Annotated in this window: 14 protein-coding genes; 3 read left to right on the top strand and 11 right to left on the bottom strand. The window is 71.0% G+C overall.

The window, feature by feature from the left end; genetic code table 11:
- Positions 1-259 precede the first annotated feature (259 nt).
- Positions 260-733 carry a VOC family protein gene (locus ACWEN6_RS08770; RefSeq protein WP_452569660.1) on the top strand — a complete coding sequence of 158 codons (474 nt, stop codon included), beginning with the start codon at positions 260-262 and terminating at the stop codon, positions 731-733.
- Positions 734-911: 178 nt separating this feature from the next.
- On the opposite strand, the gene ACWEN6_RS08765 is transcribed toward ACWEN6_RS08770, so the two are convergent.
- Positions 912-1,739, bottom strand: a complete 828-nt coding sequence (locus ACWEN6_RS08765) for an AraC family transcriptional regulator (protein WP_452569659.1) — start codon at positions 1,737-1,739, stop codon at positions 912-914.
- On the opposite strand from ACWEN6_RS08765, the gene ACWEN6_RS08760 reads away from it, so the two are divergent.
- Positions 1,738-2,277, top strand: coding sequence for a TIGR03086 family metal-binding protein (locus tag ACWEN6_RS08760; protein ID WP_452569658.1), 540 nt, complete (start codon positions 1,738-1,740; stop codon positions 2,275-2,277). The two genes, ACWEN6_RS08765 and ACWEN6_RS08760, sit on opposite strands and share 2 nt — an antisense overlap.
- 83 nt (positions 2,278-2,360) lie before the next feature.
- On the opposite strand, the gene ACWEN6_RS08755 is transcribed toward ACWEN6_RS08760, so the two are convergent.
- From ACWEN6_RS08755 to ACWEN6_RS08715, 9 genes are all read right to left on the bottom strand, one after another.
- On the bottom strand, positions 2,361-2,813 hold the full coding sequence (locus ACWEN6_RS08755; RefSeq protein WP_354834880.1) for a DUF5980 family protein: 453 nt from the start codon (positions 2,811-2,813) through the stop codon (positions 2,361-2,363).
- A gap of 206 nt (positions 2,814-3,019) precedes the next feature.
- Entirely contained in the window at positions 3,020-4,045 is a 1,026-nt protein-coding gene (locus ACWEN6_RS08750) for an acyltransferase domain-containing protein (RefSeq protein ID WP_452569657.1), read from the bottom strand.
- A 71-nt stretch (positions 4,046-4,116) separates the two neighbouring features.
- Positions 4,117-4,842, bottom strand: coding sequence for a malonate decarboxylase holo-ACP synthase (locus ACWEN6_RS08745; protein ID WP_452569656.1), 726 nt, complete (start codon positions 4,840-4,842; stop codon positions 4,117-4,119).
- Positions 4,839-6,749 carry a biotin-independent malonate decarboxylase subunit beta gene (locus ACWEN6_RS08740; protein WP_452569655.1) on the bottom strand — a complete coding sequence of 637 codons (1,911 nt, stop codon included), beginning with the start codon at positions 6,747-6,749 and terminating at the stop codon, positions 4,839-4,841. The genes ACWEN6_RS08745 and ACWEN6_RS08740 overlap by 4 nt, the downstream gene beginning before the upstream one ends.
- A complete protein-coding gene (locus ACWEN6_RS08735; RefSeq protein ID WP_354834869.1) occupies positions 6,746-7,039 on the bottom strand; it encodes a malonate decarboxylase subunit delta in 294 nt (97 codons plus the stop codon). Before ACWEN6_RS08735 ends, ACWEN6_RS08740 begins: the two co-directional genes overlap by 4 nt.
- Complete coding sequence (locus ACWEN6_RS08730; protein ID WP_452569654.1) at positions 7,027-8,082, bottom strand: triphosphoribosyl-dephospho-CoA synthase; 1,056 nt, start codon at positions 8,080-8,082, stop codon at positions 7,027-7,029. The genes ACWEN6_RS08735 and ACWEN6_RS08730 overlap by 13 nt, the downstream gene beginning before the upstream one ends.
- 6 nt (positions 8,083-8,088) lie before the next feature.
- Positions 8,089-9,765 (bottom strand): malonate decarboxylase subunit alpha, encoded by a 1,677-nt coding sequence (gene mdcA, locus ACWEN6_RS08725; protein WP_452569653.1) that lies wholly within the window; start codon positions 9,763-9,765, stop codon positions 8,089-8,091.
- Between the two features lie 181 nt (positions 9,766-9,946).
- Positions 9,947-10,159 (bottom strand): DUF397 domain-containing protein, encoded by a 213-nt coding sequence (locus ACWEN6_RS08720; RefSeq protein ID WP_452569652.1) that lies wholly within the window; start codon positions 10,157-10,159, stop codon positions 9,947-9,949.
- Complete coding sequence (locus ACWEN6_RS08715) at positions 10,147-10,971, bottom strand: helix-turn-helix domain-containing protein (RefSeq protein ID WP_452569651.1); 825 nt, start codon at positions 10,969-10,971, stop codon at positions 10,147-10,149. The genes ACWEN6_RS08720 and ACWEN6_RS08715 overlap by 13 nt, the downstream gene beginning before the upstream one ends.
- A gap of 138 nt (positions 10,972-11,109) precedes the next feature.
- On the opposite strand from ACWEN6_RS08715, the gene ACWEN6_RS08710 reads away from it, so the two are divergent.
- Positions 11,110-11,580 (top strand): ATP-binding protein, encoded by a 471-nt coding sequence (locus tag ACWEN6_RS08710; RefSeq protein WP_452569650.1) that lies wholly within the window; start codon positions 11,110-11,112, stop codon positions 11,578-11,580.
- Here ACWEN6_RS08710 and ACWEN6_RS08705 read toward each other — a convergent pair.
- Positions 11,543-17,815: a trypsin-like peptidase domain-containing protein gene (locus ACWEN6_RS08705; RefSeq protein WP_452569649.1), complete on the bottom strand. Its 6,273-nt coding sequence runs from the start codon at positions 17,813-17,815 to the stop codon at positions 11,543-11,545. The two genes, ACWEN6_RS08710 and ACWEN6_RS08705, sit on opposite strands and share 38 nt — an antisense overlap.

Raw genomic sequence — 17,815 nt, 5'->3', positions numbered from 1 at the left:
TCAGGCATGCCATGCCGCGTGAAGGGATGGCGGACCCGCGGCCGAGTCGGCGGAGGGTCGTACCCGCAGGGCGCCGGGCGCTGTGACGCGGCGGTGCGCCCAGGCGCGGGCACAGACACGGCCGTTCCGGGCCGGGTGCCTGCGTACTGCGATAAGAGCATATGCTCGTATATGGGGGACGGCAAAGCGGCGCGGGGCGTGGCGGCATGCCCGACCGGTACGTCCGGCCCTCACCGAAGCCGAGAATCAAGGGAACCCCATGGATCTGAAACTCGAAGTCATCGTGCTGCCCGTCTCCGACGTCGATCGGGCCAAGGCCTTCTACGAGAAGGCGGGATTCCGTCTGGACCTCGACAAGGCCGCCGGTGAGGACTTCCGCGTGGTGCACCTCACGCCGCCCGGCTCCGAGTGCTCGATCATGTTCGGCGAGGGAATGACCCCCGCCGCGCCGGGATCGGCCCAGGGCCTGTACCTGGTGGTCCGCGACATCGAGCAGGCTCGCGCGGAGCTCGTCGGCCGCGGCATCGAGGTGGGCGAGGTGTTCCACGATGCCGGAGGAATCTTCCACCACGGCCACGCCGCCGGAGACGTCGTCCACCGCGCCGCGGGGCAGGCACGCGTCGCCGGCCCGCACGAGCTCCGCGCCGACTACGGCTCGTATGCCGCCTTCAGCGATCCGGACGGCAACGGCTGGGTGCTCCAGGAAGTCAGGCAACGAGCCCCCGGCCGCTGACAGGGACGATCGGCGGCGGACTCCAGGGACGCCGGCCGAAGCACCGGGCACCTTGCTGCCGCGTGCGGGTCGGCCCGGTGTTCATCTCGAAGTGTCACTGGGGTGATCAGCCCGGACGACCTCCGTGCGACCACTCGGCGAGACGGTGGCGTGCGGCGGGTGGAGCCGGTGGAATGGGTCAGGGCCGGTTGATGAGCCGGGCGTAGGCGGCGGGGGGCATGCCGACGGCGGCGGTGAAGTCGCGGGTCAGGTGGGCCTGGTCGGTGTAGCCGAGTTCCACGGCGAGCGTGGCGAGGTCGAGGCCGTCGTTGACCCGTTCGGCGGCCTCGTGCAGCCGGAAACGGCGGATCACCCACTTGGGGCCGATGCCGACATAGTCCCGGAACAGCCGCTGAAGCGAGCGGACCGACCGCCCCGATCTGGCGGCCAGCTCGTCCACCCTCGTTACGGACCCATCGCTCTCCACCATGCCCACCAGCGCCGCGACCTCCTCGGCGACGGGATCCCGCACCGGCTTGAGGCTCGCCAGGAAAATCTCGATGAGTGCGATGGCGGCCGCGGTGTCGGGCTCGGCCAGGACGTCCTCGACCAGGGCTGCGCCGGCCGGGCCGTACATCTCTCCGATCTCCGCGAAACGGCCGGTCAGCTGGGACACCGGGCCGTCGAGGAACGGTCGGAAGCCGCCGGGCCGGAAACGGACGCCGAGCACGCGACCGTCGCCTCGCATCGTGTAGGAGAACCCGCCCTTGATGACCCCTGCGATCCGGTGGAAGTCCCGGGTGATCGTCATGTTGACGGTCGGGTGGGAGACGATGCGCTGTTCGTACGGCTCCGCGAGGCCGGTCCAGGTCACCACCCAGAAGTGGTCCACATAGGCCGAAATGTCGGATGACGGCGCCTGGCGGGCGATGTCGAAGGCGGCGAGCCCCGCGTACGGGTTCACCCAGCCGCGCTGTCGCGTTTCTACAAGCCGCGCCTCGGGCGAGCGGGGCATGATGGCAGCCATGGACGACATGATGCCGGTGATGAGGCGTGCCACCGAACAGACCGCGAAATTGGTGCGCGGAGTGCGGGACGAGCAGCTCGGCCTCCCGACGCCATGCGAGAAGTTCGACGTCAAGGACCTGATCAGCCACATCGAGTGGGTGGCGGAGATGTTCGAGTCGCTGGCGCGCAAGGGGCCGAGAACCGTGCAGGGCCCTTACGCGGGCGACTTCCCCGAACGGGCGGAGCGCATGCTGGCCGCCTGGTCGAAGCCCGAGGCGTGGGAGGGCGCCAGCGACATGGGCCTGCCGATGGCCACGTTGCCCGAACTGTGGCTGGTCGACATGGTGGTGCACGGCTGGGACCTGGCCACGGCCACCGGCCAGGAGTACGAACCGGACGCCGAGGCCGTCTCGCGGGCGAAGCGCTTCACCGACCAGATGGTCGAGATGGGCAGGCAACGCGGCGCCTTCGGCCCCCCGGTGGCCGTACCGGACGACGCCCCGCCCTTCACCCGCCTCCTCGGCCTCATCGGCCGCGACCCGGCCTGGACCCCGTGACCTACCCTGCTCATTGCGAAGGGTGACGGCAGACCGCCGTCACCCTGGGCTTTGTCGACCGAGACCGCCGTGCGCTCCGACCTTCAGCAGCTCTCGCGGACGTTGATGGTGGCGGGGGCGGTCTGGGTCACTGTTCCGTCCGAGGCCCACACCTCTGCGACGTAGGTTCCGACGGGGGCCGGTGCTACTGTCAGCTGGACGAATCCGTTGATCGTCGAGCCGTAGTTCGAGCCGGGCAGGATTGGTGTGCCGCCCACGCTGGTCGAACCGGGGGGCAGGTTCCGTATTCCGGTGGTGAGGGTCGTCGACCAGGTTCCATAGACCGGAACAAAGAAGTACGTGCCCGGGTGACCGTATTGCGATGTGACGCAGATGCGTTGCCCGATGTCGCGCACTTCCCACGTCGGCGCTGTGCTGACCGATGAGGTCTTCGTGGCGGAGGCCGTTGCCGAGGCCGGTAAGGCGCCGGACACCGTCAGCGCCAGCCCGGCTGTCACGCCGAGCGTCAGTCTGAGGGCGCGAAGGGTCGTTCTCACTGGTACCTCCTGGACGTCGAGGTGCAGATGATTACTACCGCGCTGCCATTATTGACTGTTTCAACCACTTTGAGAAGACGCGCCTGTTGAGTCTCGACAGACACAGATTTCATCGCCCTGACCGCCGCCGACACGGCTCTGTCCTCTATGCGGAGGCGCACGTCCGGGGAGGGCATCGACGCCTGAAGAGGCCGCTCGTGGCGGGCTCACGTGCCGATATGGACGCGGTGGCTGAGCAGGGCGGCCTCGGCGATGGGGGTGTCGGAAAGGGTGATGCAGCGGGCATATGGATGCGCGGCCCGTGCGAAGCCGGCCAGGACGTGCCCCGGCGGTGTCTGAATGAACAGTGCCGTGCCGAGTTCGCCGAGCAGCGCGTTCGCGTCACGCCATCTCACCGTCGTGGCGATGCCGTGGGCGAGGTCGGCAAGGACGGTATCGGTGTCGCGGAGCAGCCGGCCCGCGCCGCCGATGTACGGGACCGTGAGCCGGCGCCGGGGGATAGCGGCCAGATGGTCGGCCATGACCTCGGCGACATGGCCGAGGAGCGGGCAGTGTGAGGGCACGCCGATGTCGAGACGCAGGACGCGGCGGGCGCCGGCGCGGGACGACTCGGCGGACAGGCGCTCCAGCGCGCGAAGGCCACCGGAGACCACGACCATCTGGTCGGTGTCGATGACGGCGACGTAGAGCGGGTCCGCGTCGGTGGCGGCCGACGCGACGACGCGCCGCACCTGCGCGACGCCCAACCCGAGTACGGCCGCCATGCCATACCCGCACGGATAGGCGTCGCGCATCAGTTGGCCGCGGTGGCGCACGGCCACGAGCGCCTCGGCGAAGGTGAGGGCCCCGGCGGCGACGGCGGCGGCGAACGCGCCCGCCGAGTGCCCGGCCACGACGTCGGGAGTCGCGCCCTCTGCGGCGAGTGCCCGGGTCACGGCGACCCCGGCGACGCAGAGGGCGACCTGCGTGGTGACGGTGGACCGCAACGCGGGTGCGGAGTCCTGCCGCGACGACCCGGGCAGTATTCGCTCCGCCTCGGCGAGGGTCGCGGTGACGGCCGGGTGATCGGGCAGGTCATGGAGCATCCCCGGTCGCTGGGTCCCCTGGCCCGGATACAGGTACGCGACCCTGAGACGGTCGGCCGTCCATGGGAACGGCCGCTCCACGGCGACGGACGCCTGATCAGGAGCGGGGTGGGGGAAGCGCATGGAGGCCGGATCGAGAGAGGACATGGAGGCCTGATCAGGAGCGGTGTGGGGAGAGGCCGTGCCGCCGGTTCGTGGGCGGGGCGGGTGGCCGGCGGTCATGCGAGTGCCCAGGGGTCGTCCACCAGTTCCGGGCCGTGGTCGGTTCGTACCATGACCGGGTCGTCCGGGCGTGCCCAGTCGGTGAGGGCGATCCCGCCGAGGGGAGTGTCCAACTGGCAGTCCACCCGGGCGGGCAGGGCGGCGAAGGCGGTCGCCAGGTGCGCGGCCCGCGCCCGATCCAGCCGGTGCGGGGTTCGGACCAGCAGGTCCAGGTCGCTTCCGGAATGGGTGACGATGTGCCCGGTGGCCAGTTCGAAGCCGACTGCTCCGGTGGGCCCCCACACCAGGCCGCCGTCTCCGGGCCGTCCTCCCGGTTCGTCGGCGAGCAGTGAGGCGACGGCGGACAGGGTGACGGCGAGCCGGCGATCGGCGGGGCGCCGAGCCCGCAGGTCCTCGGGGGACACGGTGCGGGTGACCGCGTGGGAGGGGACAAGGGTGGCATTACGCTGCCACCGGTCGGGGCCGCGTACGCCGACCGGGATGAGGCCGGACGGATGCGGCGCCCGGCGCACGACGACCCAAGGGCAGACGGCGAGCGAGGCAGAGGCCCACTTCGGCAGCGCCTCTTCCAGCCGGGGGCGGACGGGCAATGTGGGCCAGTCCGGGCTGGTCGGTGCGTCATCGAGCGTGGCACGGAACCGGTCCCATGGCGCGTCTTCGAGCGCGGCGATCTCGGTGATCCGCACCAGATCGTGCGGCCGCCACCGTCGTCGCCCGGTCATCGCCACTGGGCCGTGAGCGCCTCGCGGATGCGCCGCGAGGCGGCCCGGGTGCGCAGGGCGGCGGGTGAGGTGAGACGGTCGCTCAGGTCGCGAGGTCCGTGGCGGGCTCGGCCGGCGGCCGCGGTCAGCGCGGCCCGCACCCGCCGCACGTCCTCACCGGTCGGCTCGTCGGCGTCGCCGACGTCCAGCAGTTCGTCGCACAGGCCGAGTTTCGCCCAGTCGGCGACGTCATAGGACAGCGGAGGGATGCGCCGGGCCAGTTCCTCCAGCTCGGCGACGGTCCGCCGGGTCACCCGCGCGGCGGCCTGTTCGTGCATGGCGTGGATGATCACCCTCGGGTCGTCGAGCGCCAGCATCCGGCCGGCCTGCGAACCGTGGGCGAGGAATCCGCCGGACAGCGCCGTTCCGACGATGAGCGCGATCACGGGATGTCCGGCGGTGCGGGCGGAGGCGTAGGCGTCCACGGCGACGGCCAGCGCGTGGTGGATGCCCAGCAGTTCCTCGACCCGCCCATACGCCTGACTGGGCACGTCGACGACCGCGACGATGGGACGACGTCGCTCCTCGGGCAGCCCGGCGTCCCTGGTGACGACCTCGGTCACCGCTTCGGCGAGCGCGAGCCCCTCGCGGAGCCCGACTTCGCCTCGACAGGCACGGTGATAGGGGCTGCCCGGGTCGGGCACGACGGCGAGCAGGCGGGCCGAATCGTCCCCCAGCATCACGTCCGCCGTCACCACGGACGGGACCTCGGACCCCACTTCCCCTCCGGCCAGCGCGCGTATCCAGGCCAGTCCCCGAGACGCCGGCGCCGAGTCCCTCGTCCTCATCGGGCGCCCCCCTTCCCCGGGTGTGGCGTTGGCCGGTACGGGTGCGGTGTCGGCCGGTACGGCGCTGCCCCCAGGTGCGGCGTTCGCGGGTGCTGCGGATTCGCCGGGTGCGGTGTTGGCCGGTACTGCGGATTCGCCGGGTGCGGCGTTCGTCCGTACGGCGCTGCCGACAGGTGCGGCGTCAGCCCGTAGGGCGGGCAGGTCGGCCGGGTCCGGCGGGTGCGCCGGGTCGACGGCCTCCAGGAGCGCCCGCAGCTCGCCGATCCGCTGGGAGCGGTGCTCGTCCGGCACGCCGCGTCCCAGGGCCTCGCGTACGGCGGATCGCACCTCGGCCACGTCGTCGGACACGAGCACGTCCGCCAGACCGGTCGCGGTGCGCTGCGTGCCACCGTGGATAGCCCAGATCAGCGTGTGGTCCGAGGCGTCGAACTCGGCGACGCCCGCCTCGGACTCGATCACCTCGGGACCGTTGAGCCCGAGGCGTCCCTCCCTGGTCATGATCAGCTCGGTGCAGAGCGCGGCGGCGATGCTCATGCCGCCGAAGCAGCCCAGCGCTCCTGCGATGACGCCGATGACGGGGCTCAGCGCCCGCAGTTCCAGGACCGCCGAGCACACCTCGGCGACCGTGGCCAGGCCGAGGTTCGCCTCCTGCAAACGTACGCCGCCGGTCTCCAGCAGCAGTATCGCGGCGGTCGGGACGCCGTGCCGATTGTCCTGGGCGGCCAGGGAAAGCGCGGCGGTGATCTTGGCTCCGGAGACCTCTCCGATGCCGCCGCCCTGGAACGCCTGCTCGATGGCGACCACGACCAACGGTCGCCGGCCGAGTTCTCCCTTGACCACCACCACGCCGTCGTCGGACTGCGGGACCACCCCCTGGGCCGCCAGCCAGGGGGACTCGATGCGGTCGAAGGCGCCGCACAGCTCGCGGGCGGTGCCGTCGTCGAGCAGCGCGGTGGCGCGCGCCCGGGCGTGCAGCTCGATGAAACTGTCGCGGGCGAGCGGCGCCACCCGGTCCGGCGCCGTTCGGTCGGAGGGCGGCCGGTCTGGGGACGCCCGTCCAAAGAGCGGCGCGGAGGTCATATGCCGCCCTCCTGGATCACCTGCCGCAGGCGCAGGGTGACCACGCCCGGCGTCGCCCCGAAGTCGTTGAGCTCGAAGCTTCCGGCGACACGGTGACGGGCGAAGAACCGCTCCAGCACGGTGCGCCATACCGTGTCGAACCCGTCGACGCTGGTGCGCACGCGTACCCGAGCGCCGCCGGACGCCTCCGGGGTCATGAGGATCTCCAGGTCGCCCGACCCCACCACCCCGACGTGCGCCCGCCGGGCGGGCTCTCGATCGGCGGGGAACTCGTAGTTCAGCGTCTGCATGCGGGACGCCTCCCTTGACGTCGGCACGGCCGTGCGTCGCCGGGCGACGGCCACGGGACAGAGTGGAGGAAGAGGGCCGCGGCCAGCAGGTCGGCGCTACCGCCAGGCGACAGCCGCCGGGCGGTGAGTCGCTCGTCCAGTTCCAGAAGCGCGGCACGTCCGCGCCGCGTGCCGGCGCCCCCCTCGGCCAGGACGCGCTCGGCGCCCGACCGCACGACGCGCAGCCCGTCCAGCCCTCCCCGGTGCAGGACGCAGGTGTCCTCCAGCAGGCTCATCACCGCCAGCAGGGCGTCCAGCCGGGCGGCGACGTGACCGTCGAACCGTGGCTCCCGGTGTCCGGCCTCCACTGCGAGGGCCGCGTCCTGGTGGAGCCCGGCCGCTCCGGCCAGGCGTAGCCGCGGGAGCGCGACGTCGATGACGTGCGGAAAGGCCGCAACGGCCTGGCCGCGCGCCCCGCTCACCCCATACCGGCGCCGCGCCCGCTCGCCATGGGAGATCGCCCCCGCCTGGACGTTCCGATCGGGAAGGTCGGCGAGCCGCGCCGCCACGCGAGCGGCCTGGCGGTCGGTGGCTGCGCCGCCGGCGGCGGCGGTCACCAGCAGTCCGAGGGTCCACAGCGCGCCGCGGTGCGTGTTCACCCCTCCGGTGACCCGTGACATGGCCGCCTCACCATCGCGACCGATCCGTCCCAGTTTCTCGCGAAGCGCGAGCAGCCGTCGAGGGTCGTACTCGTCGCGCGGCCCGAGCCCCCGGCGGGGTCGAAATTCCTCACGCAGTCCGAGTTCCCCGCGAGGCCCGGCGCCGGCGGCCGTCCGCCGGGCCGCGTCGGCGAGCGACCGGAACGCGGGCCGCAGCGCCTCGGCGGAGGCCAGCAGGAGCGCCAGGTCCATGTCCCCGTGCGCGCCGGCGCCGCGCCCGTCGACCAGGCCGGGCTTGGGGCTCAACCGCGCCTCCTCGCACAGCGCTCGGACGGCCAGGTCGGCGAGCACGTCCGCCGAGGGCCTCGATGCTCGTGCCGGATTCCGCTCGCGCGTCGTGGACATCGGCCCTCACCAGGTCCGGAACCGGGCCGGTGGGTCGTAGAGGCCGCCCGACCAGGCGACGAGATCCTCGACGCTGCGCGCCGCCAGCAGGCGTCGTTGCGCCTTGCGGACGTCGACCCCGAGGTCCTCGGGCAGGGCGACCAGTCCGTCGCGGCGCAGCCGTTCCACGCGCCGCTCGTCCATGTCGCGGCCGACCGGGGTGGCACCCGCTACGGCCGCGACCGCCTCGCGCCGTTCGGCCATGCTGGTGGCCTTGAAGAGGTAGGCCACCCCCTCTTCGGTGACCACGTGGCTGACGTCGTCACCGTAGATCATGATCGGGGGTATGGGCATGCCCGTCTCCTCGCCCACCAGGACGGCGTCCAGGGACTCCACGAACGCCGGAGTGCCCCCGGAACGGAAGGTCTGGGTGACCTGCGCGACGAGCTTGCGTCCTCGGATCGCTGGTGCCTCACCGGTGAGCAGGCTCAGCCACGCGGGAGAGGCGTGCCTGCGGCCGTGCGGATCGTGTCCCATGTTGGGCGCTCCGCCGAAACCGGCCAGGCGGCCCTCGGTGACCGTCGAGGAGTTCGCGCAGGCGTCGATCTGGAGCGAGGAACCGATGAACAGGTCGACGGCGTACTGTCCCGCGAGCTGGCAGAGCACTCTGTTCGACCGCAGCGAGCCGTCGGCGCCGGTGAAGAAGACGTCGGGGCGGGCGGCCACGTAGCGTTCGGTGCCGGGTTCCCCGCCGAAGCAGTGCACCGATTCCACCCAGCCGCTCTCGATGGCGGGGATGAGCGTCGGATGCGGGTTGAGCGTCCAGTGCTTGCAGATCTTGCCGCGCAGGCCCAGCTCCTCGCCGTAGGTCGGCAGGATGAGCTCGATCGCGGCGGTGTCGTAGCCGATGCCGTGGTTCAGCGTGGTCACCGAGTGCCGCTCGTAGATGCCGCGCAGCGCCAGCATGGCCATCAGGATCTCCACCTGGCCGATGTGGCGCGGGTCGCGGGTGAACAGCGGCTCCAGCGCGAACGGCCGGGGGCTCCGCACGACCAGGTCCACCCAGCCGCCGGGGATGTCCACCCGGGGGACCTCGTCCACCAGTTCGTTGACCTGGACCAGCACCACGCCGTCGTGGAAGGCCGCCGCCTCGGCGATGGTCGGGGTGTCCTCGGTGTTGGCGCCGGTGTACAGGTTCCCCTCGCGGTCGGCCTGCTCGGCGCAGAGCAGCACGACGTCCGGCGCGAGGTCGACGAACATCCGCGCGTACAGCTCGACGTAGGTGTGGATCGCCCCCACCTCGACCTTGCCGTCGGCGAGAAGCTGCGCCATGCGGACGCTCTGCGGGCCCGCGTAGGCGAAGTCCAGACGGCGGGCCACGCCCCGCTCGAACACGTCCAGATGCTCGCGCAGGCTGATGGAGGAGATCAGCAGATGCAGGTCGTGCACCACGCCCGGATCGCAGCCGGCCAGCGCTTCGGCGAGGAAGTCCGCCTGCTTCTGGTTGTCCCCTTCGAGGGCCACCCGGTCGCCAGGGCGGAGCAGCGCCTCCAGGGCCTCGCGTACGTGTCCGGGGTCCAGCACCCGTCCGGAGGCGAAGGGCCGCAGGGCTTCCAAGCGTTCACGCTTGGCGCCCCGCCGCCGCGCCCAGCCTCGGGCGCCCGTCTCCCTGCGTCCCACTGTCCAGCCCCCGGTCGCGAACATGGGTGCTGCTCACTATGCCTCCGAACACGGAGCAACTAACCCATACCCCCGCAAAATGTCCTCCGCTGGTTTGGTGGGGGAGCCTCACGAGGAACCGGCGGCCCGTGATGCCTGAACGGAGTGAAGTGATCCCTCCGCCACTGAACGGGCCGACCACGGGCGCACCTGTTGGGGCTCCCCGTCAGGAGATGGCCCCCTCCTTCAAACCGCCGACGAACACCTCCCAAGCAGCCCCTTCGCACACCAGTACCGGTCCGAGGGGGTCCTTGCTGTCACGCACACCGCGACGGCTTCCGGAGAGACGCGCGACCTCAACGCAGTTGCCGCCATTGCTTCCTGAGTGGGTCGATTTGATCCATTCGGCTTTCCGTAGCTCGCGGATCAGCTCGTCCATCGCTGCACCGTCTCCTTGATCAGCTCTAGGGAATCGCGCTGTGACAATGCTTCGGAGCGAATTCCCTCGTATCTGAATGCTAGGGTCCGCACAGTCTCTGTCCAGTCGGTCACTTGGGCATTCGAGGCCGCCTCTACGTATGCGGTGTCGGGAGTCCCCTGAGCTTGCGCGATGGCGAACCCACCCAGGAGGCCCGTCGTGGAATAGGCGCGATAGGGGAGGACCTGGATGACGATCCTCGGGCTTTGACCGGCTTCGAGGAGATAGGTGAGCTGCTCGGCCATCACGGCCGGACTGCCGATGCGCCGGTGCAGCACTCCCTCATCGATGACGACCCAAAGCATGGGGGGCTTGGGGCGTCCGAGGATCGCCTGTCGTTCCATTCGCGCCGACAGATGTTCCTCGACCTCCTCCGGGCTTACGCCGGGTTCTCCGCTCAGCATGGCCTGTGCGTAGCTCTTGGTCTGGAGAAGACCGGGAACGAGGAGAGGTTCCCATGTCCGGAGGGACTCGGCCGTGGTTTCCACGTCCAGCCAGGGGCGAAACCATGGGGGAGCGGTGGGGCGGCTCACCATGGGCCAGAGGCGCATGAGGGCGCCTTCGGCTTGTAGTGCCTCGTCGCAGAGGCGGGCGAAGTCCTCGGACGGGGAGCGCCGCGCCGTCTCGATCATGCTGATCGTGCCCACGGAGTAGGGGATCGCGCGGGCTAGGCGGATCTGCGACCATCCGCGTTCTTTCCGGTGTCGTCGCAGCTCGAAACCGAACAGGGCGGTCGGGGATTCGGACGGGTTGAGCTCGCTTTCCTTTGGCATGGGGGGCTCCGGGTGGCCTTTCCTCAGTGTTTCACCGAGGGTTTCAGTCGATGCGTTGATAACTCGTTGAAGTCGATCAAGCACTAAGCGTAGTCGGATTCTGGCACCGTCGGAAGTCCTGCGGATCGGATTTCGGAAATGGACGGTGAAACGATGGAGCCTGCGAATCCGCGGCCCAATGTTCTGGGAAGGGCGGCCTTGCCTGGAGTCCGCGAATCAGTGCCGCTCGCGCGTCGTCAGGTGCTCCAGTGGCTGAACGCCGATCACCCCGCGGCCGACGACGTCGTTCTCGCCGTCTCGGAGCTGGTGACCAACGCGATCACGCACGCAGGGTGTGGGCGGGACGATTTCATCGCCCTGACGCTCGTGGAGAACGACGGCGCGATCCACGTGGAGGTGAACGACCCAGGGGCCATGCACTCCCAGCCGGTGGTGCGCGACGATCCGGACGCGGAGAACGGTCGGGGACTGCTGATCATCCGCGAACTGGCCGAGGAGTGGGGCGCCCACGATTCCGGCCCCGGCTTCGGCCGTACCGTCTGGTGCTCCATCCGCTTCGCGCCGCCCTTGGTCACTCCGGCGCGTCACGAGGCGAGAGCGGCTCCTTGACCCGGCCCTTGGCGTCGGCCGCGCGGGCGAGGGCCTGGGCCGCGGGCCACCTCATCGTGCTGAAGGAGGAGGAGTCGGCCACGAGATCATGCATGACGGCCATCGCGGCCTGCCGGTACGGCGTTCCCAGTTCGGCGAGCCCCTGGGCGATGGTCAGCCGCCGGTCGGCGGGCAGGCCGAGATCGTCCAGCAGTGCTCGGGCGCGGTCGCCGGCGGACCTCCGGTACGACGGCCGAAGCCCGGCCAGGCCCATGGCCATGACGGCCCGCTCGTACGGGCTCGCGAGCCGGTCGGTGATGGACTCCTCCAGGAGCCGGACGGCGGCTTCCCGGCCGCCGGGTCCCGTTCCGGCCAATGCCCGGGCGGCCAGCAGCCGTTCCTCGGGTTCCGCCGCGTCGTCCGCGGCGATCTCGTGCAGGAGCTCGGCGGCCCTGCCCCGGTGCGCCAAGTGACGGCGGGCCAGTGCCTCGGCGGCCAGACGACGGAGAGACGCCGGGGTGGAGGCGTCGGCCGCCTCCCGCGCCAGCGCCTCTCCGGCCTCTTCCAGGACGGACGCGTCCGAGGTCATGACGGCCAAGGAGTCCAGCGCCAAGGCGCGGTGGAGGCCCGCGTCGGCCGGGTCGGCGGACAGGTCCCGGAGCGCCTCCACCGCTTCGCGGCGTCGCTCGTTGCCGAGCATCGCCAGCGCCTCCGCCGCCCGCCGCCGTACGCCCGCATCGGCGCCCGGTTCGGCTGCGAGTTCGTGGAGGGTTTGGGCCAGCAGGTCGCGGTCCTCCTCCTGTTCCACCAGGACGGCCAACGCCTCCCACCGCTCGTCGTCTCTGGCTTTCCGGTCACCGGCCATCGACTGGAGCGCCCGGATGCCTGCGGCACGTGCCTCGGGCCCCAATCTGAGGAGCACGCCGATGGCGTGACGGCGTTGGTCGCCGGAGACGCTCTGGGCCACCGCGATGCGCCGCAGGTGAGAGATCGCGCGCTCGCGCCTGTCGGCGGAGAGCTCGGCGAGGGCCATCGCGGCCTCCGTCCGCTCCCAGGGGTCGGCGGAAAGGTCGTCGGCGATGGCGTCGAGGAGGCCGACGGCCCGCGCGCGACAGGCGGGCCCGAAACGGGCGAGGGCTTCGGCGGCCTGGCGGCGTTCCCACGCTCGGACCGCAGGGTCCTCGGCGATCAGTCCGAGCAGGCGAGTGCCCCGGTTCGCGTGAAGGTCGCTGATCTCCAGCAGACCTGTGGCGGCCTGGAGCCGTTCACGACCTGGACGTGAGGTGTCTTCGGCCAGCCGGGTGAGCAGGTCCACCGCGTCGAAGTGGCAGGCGTCGCTCACGTCGGCCATCGCCGCGACCGCGAGCGCTCGCGGCAGGTCGCCGTCAGGCCCTTCCACCTCCTCGCGGAACGCCCGCACCGCCTCGAAGGCGAGCCGCCGCGCGTCAGGGCCGAGCTTCGCCAGGGACTCGATGGCCCACAGCCGGTTCCAGGAGTCCACGTCGCTGTCTCCGGCCAGGCGGTGCAGGCCCGTCACGGCGGTCTCCAGCGCCTGCGGGGACAGCAACGAGCCCAGGAACTCCGCCGTCCACCGGCGGACCGTGACGTCGGCGCCGGTGTCCGTCGTCAACTCGCCGAGGAGGACCAGGGCGCGCGACTGGGCGACGGGCCCGAGCGCGACGAGCTCTCGCGCTGCTCGCAGGCGTTCCTCAGGATCGTCGGCGAACTCGATGACCAGCCGGTGCAGCAGCTCCGCGCCTTCGTCACGCTCGTCGCCGCCTAGGTCGGCGAGATCTTGCGCCGCCGCGAGGCGTACGCCGGCATCGGCCGACGCATCCGCCGCGAGCCGACGCAACAGTTCTGCTCCTTGTGCCCGTCGCTCGCCGCCCAGCTTTGCGAGGTCCCGGGCGGCCAGGCGGCGATCGTACAGTTCCGGCTCGCCTGAGTCGATGGCCAGCCGGTACAGCAGGTCCACCCCCGCGTTCTCCTCCTCACCCAGCTTGATCAGCGAGCCGGCCGCCTCGCGGCGCACGCGTGCGTCGAGGAGGACGTCGCGGCTCATTCGCTTGAGGAGCTCCGCGCCGCGCTCGTGATGCTCATCGTCGAGTTCGGCCAGTTGGGCCGCGGCCTCGCGAGCCGAGTCCGGAGCGACGAGTGGGTCGATGGCGTGCCGGTACAGCGACTCGGCGACGCGTTTGCGCCGTGAGGCGTCGAGCTTCACGATGTCGGCCAGGATCGCCGGCCGATGCCGAACATGGGCGCCTGACACCTCGGCCATTCGATTGAGAATCTCGAGGCATAGCGCCCGATGATCCGGGCCGAGAGACGAGAACTCGCGTACGGAGTCCAGGCGAGCTGTCGTCGTGGCGGCGGGGTCCGTTGCGAGCTGGTGCAAAAGGGCCACGGCCCGACGGTGTCGGTCGGTGCCGTCGGCGTACACCTGGCGGACGGCGTATCTCCTCTCACTGTGATCGACGGTGACATCGGCGGCGATGTGGTCATAGATGTCGGCGCGGAGTGAGGGGGCCAGGTGGTCGGACACGAGAAGAAGCAGGGTCTTCTCGCTTGCCCGGACGGAGGGGTCGTCGGTGAATCCCCGGACAGCCGCGTCCGCTTCCTGGCGATATGCGGCACGCAGATTGAGCAGGCTGTCCACCGCGGCTCGGCGGACCCCGATAGGCGCCGCGTGGTCGGAGGTCAGACGTCTCCACAAGTCCGTCGCTTCGTCCAGATGCCCGGCCCCCAAGTCCACGAGTATCTTGGCGCTGTCGGACCGAGTCTCGGCGGAGGCCGTAGCGGTCATCGCCAGTCGGTGGATCAGCGTGGCGGCAGACGGTGTCTCGCCAGGCCGGAGCGTCGTCTGTATCGCCATCGCCAGGGCGCGTTCGGCAGACGAGGAGAAGGGATGACGGAGGAGTTCGTCGGCGAAGTCCAGGACGCCTGACAGGAAACGTGTTCCCAGATTGGCCAGCGTGCTCGCCGCGTCGAGGCGCCGGGCGAACGAGAGCGTCGGCCCGGTGACCAGCTTCAGTAGAAGGTCGGCGGCCGGCATCCGATGGCCGTCGTCCAGTCGGGCGAGTTGGACGGCCGTCATGTGGAGGTGCCCGACGTGAACGGTGACGTCGACGCTGATCGCGTAGAAGGCTTCCACGCCACTCTGCCTGAAGCTGGCACCAAGTTTGGTCAGGTCCTCCGCCGCTCTGTAGCGGCTGCCCATCACGCTCTTGGCGTCGGGTCGTACGGCGAGGTCGAACATGACCCGCGCAGCGGTCGACCGGTGCGCTCCGCCGAGCTCCGCCAGTTCGCGGGCAGCAGCGAGTCTGTACCCTGCGTCAAGGGCGAGATCAGCGATCACTCGCAAGAGCGCTTCGATGGTCTCTGGACGACGGGATGGTTCGATTTTCACAAGAGCGATCAGAGTCAGAGCATGGTCGAATCGGTCACGGCGGAGATCGTGTGCCAATCGCCCCAGCAGATGAACACCCTCATGAACGTGGCGGCCTCCTAGCTTGTGCAGCTTCTCGGCGGCTGATCGTCGGTCCATGCCGGGTAAAGAGCGGTCCATGGCCAGGTCGTACAGGATCTTGGCGGCTCGCGGCCGTTGTTCGTGACCGCATTTGGCCAGCTCCTCGGTCATTTCCACGCGTTGCCAGGCGGGAACCGCCGGGTCGGTGGCCGACTGGTAGAGCAGGTCGGCCGCGTGCGCGCGATGCCGGCCGCCCAGCCGCGCCAGGCTCGCGGCAGCCGAGAGGCGATCGCTGATCTCTGTGCTGCCGTCCTCGCTGAGGGCGACGAGCAGACCCGCGGCCTCGTCGCGGTGATCGCCACCGAACCGGGACAGGACCGTCGCCGCCTTGCAGCGGATTCTCGCCTCGTGCTCCGCGGCGGTGAAAGCTCGCAATATGGCTGGTCCGTCGCGACGTACTCCGCCCGATCGTTCCCGGAGCAGGTCGATGATGGAGATTCTGGTCGCGGGGCCGAGGAACGGGTCCGCCAGCAGTCCTTCGAGTCGTTCGCGGACGGGGGCGTGGCGGGTGAGGGCGATCACCTCCTCCAGGTCCGTCACCGAGCCCGTTCCCACCATGTCCTCCAGCCGGGACAGGTAGGCGGTGAGCTGAGTGTCCGAGACGGGGGCGCCCTTCTCGACCAGGCCGTCCGCCGTGGCGCGCTGGTCGAGAGTGCCGTTCTGCAGCGCGTCCAGGAGTCCCGCGCCCGGCCCCACGAGGTGCAGATAGTGCAGGACCACGAGGTTGGCCGCGTCGTCGCCGAGCAGGAGGTCGCTCACCAGCTTCTCCCAGGGCGGTTCGCCGGGGTGGAACTCGCGGGGAAGGGTCTTGGCGCGGGCGGTGGCGGCCAGGTGCTCGGCGAAGGTCTGGTGCAGGAACCGCAGGCGGGTACGGCTCCTCGCCAGCACTCCCGTCTGGGACAGCCACTCGGCGAGCGCGCTCTCCCAGTCCAGGGGCATGCGGGCGGGCATCGGGGCATGGTCGGCCAGGAAGCGCCGCGCGACCTCCATGAGCGGGGTCTCGGTGGTGGTGTACGCGGTGGCCAGCGCTTCCATCAGCACGACCCGGTGCTCGTACAGCCACCCCGCGAGCCGCGGACCGCCCGGGACCTCGTCCAGGGTGGCCAGTGACGAGGCTCCCGCCTCGATCCGAGCCTGGGCGTACCGCCCGATGTACTCCTCGTACAGTTCGTACCGTCCGGCCGGCAGCGGGCGGTCCCGGCGGGACTGGTGGAGGTTGGCGGCCACGGTGGCCAGGAGGGGCACGACGAGCACCTCCTCAAGGCCGGCCAGCCGCACCTGCCGCAGGAACTCCTCCGCCGCCGCGTTACCCGCGGGCGTGTCGTCCGGGTCGAACCAGTTCCGGGCGAACTGCACCAGCGCTTCCTCGTCGAACGGCTGCAGTTCGTAGAAGCCGACCCTCGGACCGCGCAGGCGGTCGATCTCGCCGGGGGACAACGGACGGGTGGTGACCAGGAACCGCGCCGGGCCGTCGTCGCCCGGGAACCGGGACGCGAGCGCGGTCAGCAGCCGCTCGCGGTCGTCCTGGTCGGGGATCTCGTCCAGAGCGTCCACCACGACCAGCCACCTGCGCCCGCTCACCTTCCCGGTGAACAGGGACGCCGCCACTTCGCCGTCGGACGGCCCGTACTCCGCGATGACCGAGGCCCGCAACGCCTCGGGCCAGCCGCCACGGAGATGGACGGCGAGCACGCGGGCCGGCAGCATCACGGGGACCAGCGGCGCTTCGCCGTCCTGGGCCCTGCCGTCCAGCAGGGCCTTCGCGAAGTTCCGGACGAGCATCCTGCCGAGCGTGGTCTTGCCGAGACCGGCCGCGCCCTCGATCACCAGGTGGTCGTGCTGCTCGAAGACCTGCTCGAACGGCTGCGCCAGGCCCGCGGACGGCCGCCGGTCCTCCTCCGGGAACTCCTCGCCGTCCTCCTCCCACGGTCTGCGCGGTTCGGGAGCGGCGGCGACGCTCTGCCGTACGTACACATCCGACAGGGGGAAGCGTCCATGAGCGCCGCGGAGCGGATAGGGCAGGTCATCGGAGACCTGGCACATCTGGCGAAGGACGCCGGTGAGCTCCGGGGGGATCGGCGTCATATCGGAGCGGACCGGTTCATGGGGAGGCGGGCAGGAGGCGGCCAGGCGCGGCCAGCGGCGTAGGAGGGCCGAGACGGGGAGCATCCAGGCGACCTTGGCGCCGTCGTCGCCGTCCTCGGTGACGGCGATGCCGACGACCTGGCCGGTGTCGTCGCGTTCCACGGCGGCGCCGCTGAACCCGCGCTGGATACGCCTGCCGACGGCGCGTGTGGCGTCGAGTTGGACCCATTCGGGACCGCCGGGGTCGCCGACTTCGTACGACACCGCCCACACGCCCGTGTCGAGTCCCGGGGGATAGCCGTAGGCGCGCACGGCCGTGCCGCGTTCGGCGCGCTCGGTCAGTTCGGCGGGGGCGGTGCCGTCGGGCGGCGTGGAGCGGAGCTCCAGGACGGCCACGTCACCGCGCTCGTCGTCCTCGATGGGGAACCAGCCGTCGTCGGAGACCCATGCCTGGAACCGCGCACCGCCCGCGGCGATCGGGAAGTCGAGCTCGACCGGGTCCGCCGGTCGGGAGCGCTCGGCGGCGTGCCGGCCAAGAGCGGCGTTGACCACGTGGGCGCAGGTGAGCACGTGCCGGTCGTCGATCAGCACGCCGGCGCCGCACGTCCCCGAGCCCGCGCGGACGCGAACCGACCAGCGGCGCAT

It is taken from the genome of Sphaerisporangium sp. NPDC004334, from assembly GCF_053602655.1.
The sequence above is the reverse complement of the archived record's forward strand: the minus strand, read 5'-3'. Positions and strand labels throughout refer to the sequence as shown.

Excerpts from the sequence above, each read along its gene's own strand:
- ACWEN6_RS08770 (WP_452569660.1), top strand. The coding sequence starts at position 260 with ATGGATCTGAAACTCGAAGTCATCGTGCTGCCCGTCTCCGACGTCGAT.
- ACWEN6_RS08760 (WP_452569658.1), top strand. The coding sequence starts at position 1,738 with ATGGACGACATGATGCCGGTGATGAGGCGTGCCACCGAACAGACCGCG.
- ACWEN6_RS08765 (WP_452569659.1), bottom strand. The coding sequence starts at position 1,739 with ATGGCTGCCATCATGCCCCGCTCGCCCGAGGCGCGGCTTGTAGAAACG.
- ACWEN6_RS08750 (WP_452569657.1), bottom strand. The coding sequence starts at position 4,045 with ATGTCCTCTCTCGATCCGGCCTCCATGCGCTTCCCCCACCCCGCTCCT.
- ACWEN6_RS08745 (WP_452569656.1), bottom strand. The coding sequence starts at position 4,842 with ATGACCGGGCGACGACGGTGGCGGCCGCACGATCTGGTGCGGATCACC.
- ACWEN6_RS08740 (WP_452569655.1), bottom strand. The coding sequence starts at position 6,749 with ATGACCTCCGCGCCGCTCTTTGGACGGGCGTCCCCAGACCGGCCGCCC.
- ACWEN6_RS08735 (WP_354834869.1), bottom strand. The coding sequence starts at position 7,039 with ATGCAGACGCTGAACTACGAGTTCCCCGCCGATCGAGAGCCCGCCCGG.
- ACWEN6_RS08730 (WP_452569654.1), bottom strand. The coding sequence starts at position 8,082 with ATGTCCACGACGCGCGAGCGGAATCCGGCACGAGCATCGAGGCCCTCG.
- mdcA (WP_452569653.1), bottom strand. The coding sequence starts at position 9,765 with ATGTTCGCGACCGGGGGCTGGACAGTGGGACGCAGGGAGACGGGCGCC.
- ACWEN6_RS08720 (WP_452569652.1), bottom strand. The coding sequence starts at position 10,159 with ATGGACGAGCTGATCCGCGAGCTACGGAAAGCCGAATGGATCAAATCG.
- ACWEN6_RS08715 (WP_452569651.1), bottom strand. The coding sequence starts at position 10,971 with ATGCCAAAGGAAAGCGAGCTCAACCCGTCCGAATCCCCGACCGCCCTG.
- ACWEN6_RS08710 (WP_452569650.1), top strand. The coding sequence starts at position 11,110 with ATGGACGGTGAAACGATGGAGCCTGCGAATCCGCGGCCCAATGTTCTG.
- ACWEN6_RS08705 (WP_452569649.1), bottom strand. The coding sequence starts at position 17,815 with ATGCGCCGCTGGTCGGTTCGCGTCCGCGCGGGCTCGGGGACGTGCGGC.